At 64.8% G+C, this 10,492-nt stretch carries 10 protein-coding genes and 1 pseudogene; all 11 read right to left on the bottom strand.

Annotated features, from left to right (window positions below; genetic code table 11):
- Nucleotides 1-397 (bottom strand): annotated as a pseudogene (locus EOA29_RS13365) (PhoH family protein); the annotation flags it as partial.
- Between the two features lie 136 nt (nt 398-533).
- Nucleotides 534-1,943 (bottom strand): tRNA (N6-isopentenyl adenosine(37)-C2)-methylthiotransferase MiaB, encoded by a 1,410-nt coding sequence (gene miaB / locus EOA29_RS13360; protein WP_126090363.1) that lies wholly within the window; start codon nt 1,941-1,943, stop codon nt 534-536.
- Nucleotides 1,944-2,029: 86 nt separating this feature from the next.
- Nucleotides 2,030-2,830, bottom strand: coding sequence for a lysophospholipid acyltransferase family protein (locus EOA29_RS13355; RefSeq protein ID WP_126090364.1), 801 nt, complete (start codon nt 2,828-2,830; stop codon nt 2,030-2,032).
- Between the two features lie 28 nt (nt 2,831-2,858).
- Entirely contained in the window at nt 2,859-3,353 is a 495-nt protein-coding gene (gene rimI / locus EOA29_RS13350) for a ribosomal protein S18-alanine N-acetyltransferase (RefSeq protein WP_126090365.1), read from the bottom strand.
- Nucleotides 3,353-4,066 carry a tRNA (adenosine(37)-N6)-threonylcarbamoyltransferase complex dimerization subunit type 1 TsaB gene (gene tsaB, locus EOA29_RS13345; protein ID WP_126090366.1) on the bottom strand — a complete coding sequence of 238 codons (714 nt, stop codon included), beginning with the start codon at nt 4,064-4,066 and terminating at the stop codon, nt 3,353-3,355. Before tsaB ends, rimI begins: the two co-directional genes overlap by 1 nt.
- Before the next feature lie 129 nt (nt 4,067-4,195).
- Nucleotides 4,196-5,302 (bottom strand): DUF1513 domain-containing protein, encoded by a 1,107-nt coding sequence (locus tag EOA29_RS13340; protein WP_126090367.1) that lies wholly within the window; start codon nt 5,300-5,302, stop codon nt 4,196-4,198.
- A 4-nt stretch (nt 5,303-5,306) separates the two neighbouring features.
- Complete coding sequence (locus EOA29_RS13335; RefSeq protein ID WP_126090368.1) at nt 5,307-6,380, bottom strand: imelysin family protein; 1,074 nt, start codon at nt 6,378-6,380, stop codon at nt 5,307-5,309.
- Complete coding sequence (locus EOA29_RS13330) at nt 6,380-7,987, bottom strand: di-heme oxidoredictase family protein (protein WP_126090369.1); 1,608 nt, start codon at nt 7,985-7,987, stop codon at nt 6,380-6,382. Before EOA29_RS13330 ends, EOA29_RS13335 begins: the two co-directional genes overlap by 1 nt.
- Nucleotides 7,988-7,999: 12 nt before the next feature.
- Complete coding sequence (gene bfr, locus EOA29_RS13325; protein WP_126090370.1) at nt 8,000-8,485, bottom strand: bacterioferritin; 486 nt, start codon at nt 8,483-8,485, stop codon at nt 8,000-8,002.
- Nucleotides 8,451-8,762 carry a (2Fe-2S)-binding protein gene (locus tag EOA29_RS13320; RefSeq protein WP_126090371.1) on the bottom strand — a complete coding sequence of 104 codons (312 nt, stop codon included), beginning with the start codon at nt 8,760-8,762 and terminating at the stop codon, nt 8,451-8,453. The genes bfr and EOA29_RS13320 overlap by 35 nt, the downstream gene beginning before the upstream one ends.
- 58 nt (nt 8,763-8,820) lie before the next feature.
- Entirely contained in the window at nt 8,821-10,128 is a 1,308-nt protein-coding gene (locus EOA29_RS13315) for an imelysin family protein (protein WP_126095648.1), read from the bottom strand.
- Nucleotides 10,129-10,492 lie beyond the last annotated feature (364 nt).

The raw sequence follows: 10,492 nt of genomic DNA, 5'->3' as shown, positions 1-10,492 counted from the left end.
TTTCGGAGCGCTCCAGCGCCCGCATATAGGCGTCCTGGTTGAGCGAGCGGGCATAGATCGTGCGCTTGCGTGTCGCGATCTGGGCGGCCGAGACCTTGCCCTTGCGCTCCATGGTCGGCAGCGTCAGCTGGTCGTCGGCGGCGATCGCCATGCGCACGGCGCCGTCGACGTCGGACTGGCCGATGTCGACGCCCTTCTGCAGGATGCCGTAGAGCGTATCCAGCGCGCGGCGCGCCTGCTCGGCGGCGGAAGCCGAGCCCTTGATCGCAAGTTGGTTGCCGCGCGAGCGGATGTCGACACCGAGCTTCTGCTCGAGCCGGGCCAGGTTCTCGTCGAACTGGCCGTAGAGGGCGCTGGCAAGCTTGTTGTTGTCGAAGGTCAGTACGATGTGCGCCATGTCGGAGGCCCCGGATGCCTGGTTCTGGGGCGGGTTCTTCAGTTCAGCAGCGCTCAACCGTCTCTCCTCATCTGCCGAGGCTTGTGGCTATGCATGCCGTTGTCCCAAAACCGCGAGCACTTTTGGGCGACATGCATCAGGCCAACTCGGCGAACAGGCTGTTTTGACCTGTCTTCGTGATTCGCACGTCAATAATGTCACCGATTCCGCCGGCCTTGTCGTCAACAATAACAGGCTGCAGCCATGGCGAGCGGCCGACTTTCTGACCGGGCCGACGACCCGGCTTCTCGATTAGCGTGCCGACGGTGCGGCCGACCAGGCCGGCGATGAAACTCTGCTGCTGCTCGTTGATCAACGACTGCAGGCGCTGCAGCCGCTCATCCTTCACCGCTTCGGGCACATGATCGTCCATCTCGGCGCCCGGCGTGCCGGGACGCGGCGAATATTTGAACGTGAAGGCCGAAGCGTAATTCACCTCTCGCACCAGCTCGAGCGTCGCCTCGAAATCCTCGTCCGTCTCGCCGGGGAAGCCGACGATGAAGTCGCCCGACATGGCGATATCGCCGCGCGCCGCGCGGATGCGCTCGATGAGTGCCAGATAGTCGCGTGCCGTATGCCTGCGATTCATCGCCTTGAGTATCCGGTCGGAACCAGACTGCACCGGTAAATGCAGATAGGGCATCAGGGCGGGCAGGTCACGGTGCGCGGCGATCAATTCGTCATCCATGTCGCGCGGATGGCTGGTGGTGTAGCGCAGCCGCGCCAGGCCGGGGATTTCCGCCAGGCGGAAGAGCAGCCGGCCAAGACCCCATTCCTCGCCGTCTTCGCCCTCGCCGTGCCAGGCGTTGACGTTCTGGCCGAGCAGCGTCACCTCGCGTACGCCGGCCTCGGCCAGGCGCCTTGCCTCGGCGACGATCTGCGCCACCGGCCGCGAGACTTCCGAGCCACGCGTATAGGGCACGACGCAGAAGGTGCAGAACTTGTCGCAGCCTTCCTGCACGGTGAGGAAGGCGGTGACGCCGCGCTTTGCCACTTCGGCGCGCCTCGGCTGCGGCAGATGCTCGAACTTGTCCTCGACCGCGTAGTCGGTCTCGACGATCTTTCCGCCGCCGCGGACCCTTGCCAGAACGTCGGGCAGCCGGTGATAGGTTTGCGGGCCGATGACGAGGTCGACCGCGGGCGCGCGGCGGATGATCTCGGCGCCTTCGGCCTGCGCCACGCAGCCGGCGACGCCGATCAGCAATTCGCGGCCGGCCTCGGCGCGCTCGGCCTTCATGTCGCGGATGCGGCCAAGCTCGGAATAGACCTTTTCGGCCGCCTTCTCGCGAATATGGCAGGTGTTGAGCAGCACCAGATCGGCATCCTCGACGGCGTCGGTCGCGACATAGCCGTCGGCGGCCAGCGCATCGGTCATGCGCTGGGAATCGTAGACATTCATCTGGCAGCCATAAGTCTTGACGAAGACCTTCTTCGCCGCCCTGACAGGCGCCGGCTCGCGTTCAGGCGCCGTGCCGATGTCGTGACTTTCGATCGTGTTCAATTCCATCGGCCGGCTTCTAACGCCTTTCCGTGACAAAAAACAGACGATTCTGGTGGGTTATGGCGCCGCGCGTTCGGTTTTTGGGTCAGCCGCTAGCGGCTGGGACGTGGGTCGGCGAGCGCGGCCTGCATCATCTCGCGCACCTTCGCTTCCATCAATCTTGCCGTTTCCTTGCGGCTCGAGCCTTTGGCGAACGGCACCGGTTCGCCAAGATGCACCTCGGCATCGACAGCGCCTTCGGCAAGCAGGACCTTCAGATGCGGCATCAGGTCCTGATCGCCGATCCAGGAGGCCATCGGTCGGTGGCGGCGGCCCATCGGCACCCCATGCACCCGGGTATAGGCGATCGCCACCGGCTGGATGAACACATGGTCCGCGGCCCCTTCCGAGATCGCCATCGAGGCAGCGCCGAACAAGGTGCTCTTGAACGGCAGCACCAGATTGCCGTCGCCGGTCGAGCCCTCGGCAAACAGCACCATGGCGTCGCCCTTGGCCATGCGCCTGGCGATCTCGCTCGCCTGGTCGCCGGAGCTGCGCTTGCGTTCGCGCTCGATGAAGACGGTGCGCTGCAGCTTGGACAGCATGCCGATCATCGGCCAGCCTTTCATGTCCGCCCTGGCGATGAACTTCACATCGACAAACGAGCCGAGCACCATGATGTCGGTCCAGGAGATGTGATTGGCCGCGATGAGCAAGGGGCGCTCCTTCGACAGCGCGCCCTTCACGTGCACGCGCATGCCGAGCGCCTTGAGGATCATGCCGTGCCAGATCTTCAGGACGACCGTTTCCGGCCAGAGCCCGGTCTTCATCGACAGGAGCTGCAGCGGCACCATCACCAGCGTGCCGGCGGCGACGAGGCCGAACGCCATGAAAATCCGCAATTTCCTGATCATTTCGCTCCGGCCCTATCGCGCCGCTTGGCTAGCGAAGATCGCGGCGCATGACAAGCGCGCCGGTTGGGCCGTGCTCGGTCGACCGGTAGTAGTTCGGACGCTGGCCGACCTGGCGGAAGCCGAGCCTGCGGTAGAGCGCGATCGCCGGCGCATTGGTCTCGTCGACCTCGAGGAAGAGCGCCTCGGCGCGCTGCGCGTGCAGTTCGCGCAGTACCGCGTCCATCAATTGCCAGCCGAGCCCCTGGCGGCGATGCGCGCGGGCGACGGCGACCGTCAGGATCTCGCCCTCGCCCGCCGCGAGCCGCGCCAGCACGAACCCGACTGGAGGTTTTGCCCCCTGTCCGGTCTCGCGCGCTGCGAAACCGAACACGGTGTCCTGTTCGAGGAGCGCCGCGAATTCGCCATCGGTCCAGGGGCGGACGAAATCCTCGCGATGCAGCACCGAGACGGCGGCGCTGTCGGCGACCGTCAGCGGCTCCAGCGCATAGTCCCTGCGGCGCGGCTGAAAGAAAGGGATGCGCATCAGGACTGTTTTCCCCGTGGATTCCGTTTTTGGGGATCATGGTGCTGTCTTGGCAATATGAACCCGGCCTGCGGCTTGGCGTCGGCGCCGCGCAGATAGAGCGGCTTCGGCTTTTCGCCTGGCCCCTTGGCGGCGGCCAGCCGGGCATAGGTCGCGATCTCGGCCGTGGCGGCGACGGGCCCGATGTCGAAGGTACCCTCGGCGGCCGCAGCGATCTGCGGCGCGGCGGTGCCGGCGAGGACCGCGGTCGCGTCGACCGCCATTGCGGTCGCTTCGGAAAGCGTGGCCACCGCAGGACCGTAAGTCAAGACTAACGCTTTGTCGAAAAGAGCCGCATGGAGCTCCTCTCGGCCGGCATCGAGCGCGGCAAGCACGGCGCGGCCAGGAAAGGTATTTGCGGCCTCCGCCGCCAGCGCTTCCAGGGTCGTCACGCCGATGGCCGGGATCTTCAGGGCCAGCGCCAGGCCGCGCGCGGTCGAGACGCCGACGCGCAGGCCGGTGAAGGAACCGGGCCCGATCGAGACGGCGACGGCATCCAGGTCTTGATAGCCGATCCCACCGGCTTTCAAGGCGGCCTCGATGGCGGCCATCAAATGCTCGGCGTGCCCCTTGCCGAGGTCGAGCACATGGCGGCCAAGCTCGATACCCGCGCCCGCATCATAGACGCAGGCGGCGCAGAGATTGGCGGCGCAGTCGATGGCGAGCAGCTTCATGTTGGCAGCTTCATATGGCCGGTTAACGAACGCTTTCCCTCTGCCCGGCATGGCCCGCCGCCGCAAGGGCCAGGCCGCATAAATGTTAAGCGGCTTTGCTTCCAACCAATACAGAGGCGAAGCCGGCCATCAGGCCGCGGTCGCGATGCGCAGCATGTGGTTGTCCCAGACATAGTCAGGCTCGGAGCGCGCGGCACCAGCACCGCCAACGATCTCGCCGGCGCCCGTCGTCGCCATGAAGCTGGCACCGTCGGGGGCCAGGCCGCAAACCTCGACAAGCGATTTGGTCGCGACAATCCGCCCGCTGGCGGCGTCGATGACGGCGAGCGAATTGCCCTCCGGCGAGGTGACGGCGAGCGTGCCGGCGGCGGGATTGGCGGCGACCGAACCGATATAGTTGCGGAAGCCGGAGAGCACGTCCTGCGGCATCTCCAGCAGCTCGAGTTCCTTGCCGCGTGCGGCGCGCCCGACCAGCGCGGGGCGATCGGTCGCCGGTCCGCGATACTGGCAGCCGAACCAGACGGTGCCCGCCTGGTCGCGGTCCATGTGGCGGATCGAGAGCTGGTGCAGCGCCGGCGGGAGCTCATGCTTTTCGATCAGGTCGCCTGTGATGCGGTCGACCAGCGTGTAAGACGGCTTCATCGTTGCGATGTTTAGCTCTGCGCGGCCGAAATCCGGATGCGTTTCGATGCCGCCATTGGCAATGGCGAGCGTTCGGCCGTCGCCGAGCAGCAGCAATTCGTGCGGCCCCATGCCGTAGGTCGGGAATTCGCCGACGCGGCTGAACTTCGCCTTCGCGTCATAAACGCCGACGACACCGGCGGCGTTGTCAAAGTCGTTTTCGGTGGCATAGAGCAGCACGCCGTCGGGCGAGAACACGCCGTGGCCGAAGAAATGCCGGCCGGCGATGCTGGCGATGGTCAAGGGGGGCTCGCGGCCGGCATGGTCGAAGACGACCGCGAAGGTGCCGGGCTGGCGCGCAAAGACGACCGAGCGTTTCGATACCGGATCGAAAGTGACGTCGTGGCCACGGTCGGGCAGATCGACGGTGTGCAGGATCTTGCCGGCCTCGGAGAGCACGGCGGCGCCGAAGCTGCCGTCGCGCTTGACGAAGGCCGTTGCAAAGACGGCGTCAGCAGCAAGCGTTTCCGCCCAGGCGCGCGGCGCCATGGCGGCGGCGAACCCTGCTCCGGCAGCGCGCAGGAAATCGCGGCGATCGATGAGCGAGGTCCTCAAAGCATCAATCCCCGTCCAGTGACGAAAAGCCGGCGGTCAGGCCGAACTCGGCGGTCATCCTGGTGCCGATCAACGTCGAAAGACTGGAAGTGATCAGCGCGAAGTGCTCGAGCTTGCCGCGCAGCGCCGGATCGGCGAGCGCCTTGTCGATCAGTCCGTTGACGGACTTCGCCGTCGCTACGCCGTTGGCGAGCTGGATGTGGATGGATTCGGCCATCCACCGTGCATCGGCGGGCAGCGCGTCGCCGAGTCTCGAGGCCTGGAACAACCGGTCGATGCCGGACAGATTTCCGGCCAGCGAAGTCGCCGTGTTCTGCGAGCGCCAGTAGATCGCCTGCTTCGGCTTGTCGGCGTCCGGCTTCGCGCCGAGGAAGCCTTTGAGGCGCACGTCGCGGATCATGTCCAGCTCGTTGATGAAGACGCCGACCAGTTCCGTCACCGCTTCCGTGCCGTCGCGATAGAGCGGGTTCTTCGGCCCCGGATTGGCCCAGAGCGAAGCAAAACCGTCCGGCTTGTTCCAGGCGTCGCGAACCTCTCCGGCGATCGTTTCGATGTTGCCGGCAACCGCCGCCCCGTAGGCGCAGCGATAGGGATCATCTTTCTTGGCAAGCGTCTCGGCGCCATCGCCGAAAAGCACATATTCGAGCGCGCCGAGCCCCTGCATGGCGACGCTCTTTCCCGCCAGTTGCGCCGGATCGGTGGCGGAAGGATCCTTGGCGGCGAGCGTCGCCTGCACCTGTCTCAAACCGATGCTCTTACGGTCCGGCCAATAGAGCATGCGCTCCAGCCTGTTGTTCTCCTTGACCGGCCCGAAGGCGATGATCTCGGCCACCGACCAGGCCTCGACCGTGGCGGAAAAATCCGAGCGCGCCGCTTCGAGATTTTGCCCGGAAGGTGCCGCGCAAAGCTGGTGCATCGTCTTGGTCAGGCTCGTCGCACGGTCATCGAGGCTGGCATAGGCCGGGCGGACAAAGCCGTCGATCGCCCTCCCGATGACATCGGAGGCTTTGACCGCCGCCGAGGCCGGCGCGGCCAGCAACAGGGGAAGAGCAAGCGCGGCGGCCAGCCGTTTCAACATCAGAGCGACTCCAGGAATTTGATCAGCGCATCGCGGTCGGCCGCCGCGGCGGCGGCAAAGCGGTCGCGCGCCTTTTTGCCCTCGCCGCCGTGCCAGAGGATCGCCTCCTCGAGCGTGCGGGCGCGCCCATCATGCAGATAGAACGTATTGCCGTTGACCGTCGCGGTCAGGCCGATGCCCCAAAGCGGCGGCGTGCGCCATTCGCTGCCGCTCGCTTCCCCCACCCGCTGCCCGTCGGCCAGACCCTCACCCATGTCGTGCAGTAGGAAGTCGGAATAAGGCCAGATCAGCTGGAAGGCCTGCGCCTTGTTGGGCGTGCCGCGCAGGGTGACGAATTTCGGCGTGTGGCAGGAAATGCAGCCCATTTCGTAGAACTGCTTCTTGCCGGCAAGAACTTGCCGTGTGCCGATATCGCGGCGCGCCGGCACGGCCAGGTTCTGCGAATAGAAGGCGACGAGGTCCATGACCGGCGGCGGCGCCTCCGCAGCACCCAGGCGCTCCTGCACGCCGTTCGGCATGGCGAGGCAATGCTTCTGTGTTGCGGTGCAGTCGCCCCAGGGCTTCGGTACCTCCGGCGTCGAGATGCCGATGTCGCCGGCAAAGGCGTCGGCGGCCTGCTCGCGGATCGATGCGGCCTGCGCCTTCCAGCCGAAGCGGCCAAGTGCCGGTTCGCCGCCTGGCGCGTCACTCACGATGTTCGGCCTGCCGGAGATGCCGTCGCCGTCGCGGTCGTCCGGATCGGCATGGGCAAGGATATCGGCCGGATCGATCTGCTCGATCAGGCCGAGGCCGATCATCGGTGGTGTCAGGCGCGGCGAGAGCGTGGTGCCTGGATCGAGCGGGCCATAGGCCAGGTCTTCGATCGAATAGCTCGGTTTGCGCAGCGAAACGACCGTGCCGTCGGCAAGCGTAACTTTCTGTTCCTGATATTCGACGCGCATGCGGCCCTCGCCCTTGAGGCCGGGAACCGCGAGATCCTGCAGTTGCGAGCCGTAAACCGTATCGGGGAAGTTCAGCGCCCTATGGTCGGCAAGCGCTGCCTTCTCCTCCGCGTTGCTTGCGTCGCGCGCCAGCCGCAGGAACATCGAGGTGGAACCAACGCTGCCCTCGGGCGGACGGCCGCGGCCATCCTTCAGATGGCAGTTCTGGCAGGCGCGTTCGTTGAACAGCGGGCCGAGCCCGTCAGAGGCCTGCGTCGACGAAGGCGACGATACCCAGTTCTTGCGGAAAAGCGCGTTACCGAGCTTGAAGGTCGCCTCTTCCTCGAAGGTGATGTTGGCGGAGGATTGCGAGAAGGCGTCCCGGTTGACGTCCTTGCGCGACGTACCTGCGCCGCCCTGCATCAGCTCGAACTGCTCGGGCTTGGAAAAATCAGTGGCCGGTCGGGTGACGGCCAGAACCCGCGCCCGATCCTTCGGCGTCAGGTCGGTTCGGCTGGAGGCAATGCCCGCTGGTTGCGGCTCGCCAGCCATGGCCGAGGCGGACAGCGCGATCGCAAGCAAAAGCAAGGCCCCGCGACAATTGCTGTATCGCGGATTTCTCGGGAGCGGCAGGCCATCGATTCCGGCCCGCAGCGCGCGGCGCAAAAGCTTTACGGGGCGCCGCATTCCCGCATGTCCTTACTCCGCCTCGTTGGCCGGGTCGGCGTTGAGCTGGCCGTATTTTTCCTCGCCGATCGAGGCGAGCAGATCGAGCTGCGTCTCCAGGAAGTCGATGTGGCTTTCCTCGTCGGCAAGCAGGTCCTCGAACAGTTTCATCGACACGTAGTCACCCTCATCCTGACAGATCTCGCGCGAGCGCTTGTAGGAGGTGCGCGCGTCATATTCGCCGGCGAGATCGGATTCGAGCACTTCCTTCACGTTCTGGCCGATGCGCAGCGGCGCTACGGACTGCAGGTTCGGATGGCCTTCGAGGAAGATGATGCGGGCCACCAGCCGGTCGGCATGATGCATTTCCTCGATCGATTCCGCCCGCTCCTTCTTTGCCAGCCTGGTGTATCCCCAATCCTCGAGCAGACGATAGTGGACCCAGTACTGGTTGACGGCCCCGAGCTCCAGAAACAGGGCTTCGTTAAGCCGCTCGATGATCTGCGGTTCGCCTTTCATGGAATCTGCTCCCGTATTGGACGCGCAAGCCTCTCACGCGGTCCAGGTGTGAAACGATGTCCACGCCGCTCCCCTCTGAACGGGCGTGGTAGTTCTCGGTGACCCGAATGATCGTTTCCACCACATTTGGGAAGCAGCCGCAACAGCGGCCGCGCTTGCCCATGGCATGATAGACCTTCGCCGGCACAATAAGCTGCCAGGGATCTTCATCCAGCAGACCGACAATCATCTGCTCGATCTCCTTTTCGGTGATGATGTTGCAGTGGCAGATCAGCATTTACTTGCTCTGGCTGGCGGCGCCGCTCCGGCGCCGCTTGGCTGTTACTCGCCCGACGTTACTTGAAGACTTTATCGGGCGCATCAAGGCTGTCGGAACCCTCGAAGGCGATGGCGTTGAGCTTGAGCGAGCCGACGGCGCGCTCGATCGACTTGGTCTGGTCGATCAACGCATCGATCGCCGCCTGCACCGTGGCGTTGCCTTGCGCGTTGCCCTCGGCGATCTGCTGGTCATAGGCCTCGCCGGCCAGCGCTCGCGCCTTGATCGCTTCCATCTTGGCGACCGTGACGTCGAGCTTGTCCGACAGTTCCTTGTCGATCGCCGGATCGGCGGCCTTGACCATGTCCGATACCGACGGGCCGGAAACCACGGTGCCGTCGAGACGCGTATAGCTGGCGTGATACGCGGCGCGGATGCCGATCGCATCATTGAGATGCGAGTTGTAGGTGTTGTCGGAGAAGCAGTCGTGCTCCTCCTCCGGATCGTGCAGCAAGAGGCCGAGCTTCATGCGTTCGCCGGCCAGCTCGCCATAGGACAGCGAGCCCATGCCGGTGAAGATCGTGGCGATGCCGGCATTCGGCTCGCCATCGGTAAGGGCCTTGCGCGCCGCACCGTCTTCCTTCCAGTCGTTGACCATTTCCTGCAGGTCGGAGACCAGCAGGTCGCTCGCCGACTTCAGATATTCGGCGCGGCGGTCGCAGTTGCCGCCGGTGCAGTTCTTGAGATCGTAGTCGGTGTAGGGACGCTCGCCGGCGCCGGGGCCTGTGCCGTGCAGATCCTGGCCCCAGAGCAGGAATTCGATGGCGTGATAGCCGGTCGCGACATTAGCCTCGACGCCGCCGGCTTCCTGCAGCGTGCCGGAAAGGAATTCGGGCGTCAGCTTCGAGGCGTCGACCTTCTTGCCGTTGATCTCGATCTCCTTGTTGGCGATGACATTGGCCGTATAGAGCGAGTTCTCGTCCGACTCCGTGCCATAGCTCTTGGCGACATAGTCGATCAGGCCTTCATCCAGCGGCCAGGAATTCACCCGGCCTTCCCAGTCGTCGACGACCTTGTTGCCGAAGCGGTAGACCTCGGTCTGCTGGTAAGGGACGCGCGCCGCCTTCCAGGCCTCGCGGGCGGCGTTGAGCGTTTCGGCCGAGGGCCTGGCGATGAGCGTATCGACGGCCTTGTCGAGCGCCTGCGCGGTGGTCAGCGAATCGTCGTACTTGGCCAATGCGATGTCGGCATAGGTCTTGATCACCGCCTTCGCATCGGTTTCGGCTTTCGCCGGCAGCACGAACACAGCAGCCGTCAGCGCCGCAGTGGCGCCGATCGCGGCAAGCCTGCTGCCCCAGCGTGACGTAACAACTCGTGGCGTGATCATCGCTTTCATCAACCCCATCTCCTCAGAAATTCAACGACATAGGCATGCGGCCGCGGGCACGCGGCGCCAGCGCAAACACGAATGACCGTAAAGGCAAGGTTGCCGCGCAATGGCGCGGCCAATCAGCAAAAGACACCGAAATGCCTCCAATCGAAAGGGTTCAAGGCCCAGACATCAAAGGGGTGCGCCAGGAGCGCAAGCTCCCCATAAAGCGGCGGAGCGGCAGGAAGTCAACTGGCGCGACAGGAAAAATCAATTGAAACAACAGTTTAGAATAATTCTAAACTCAATTATCAACTTTAAGCCCGGTCACGCTGCCGAACATCCGCATTGACAGGCAGGCATTCTGGGTGCGACCCGGACC

It is taken from the genome of Mesorhizobium sp. M1E.F.Ca.ET.063.01.1.1, from assembly GCF_003998155.1.
Lineage (GTDB): Bacteria > Pseudomonadota > Alphaproteobacteria > Rhizobiales > Rhizobiaceae > Mesorhizobium.
The sequence above is the reverse complement of the archived record's forward strand: the minus strand, read 5'-3'. Positions and strand labels throughout refer to the sequence as shown.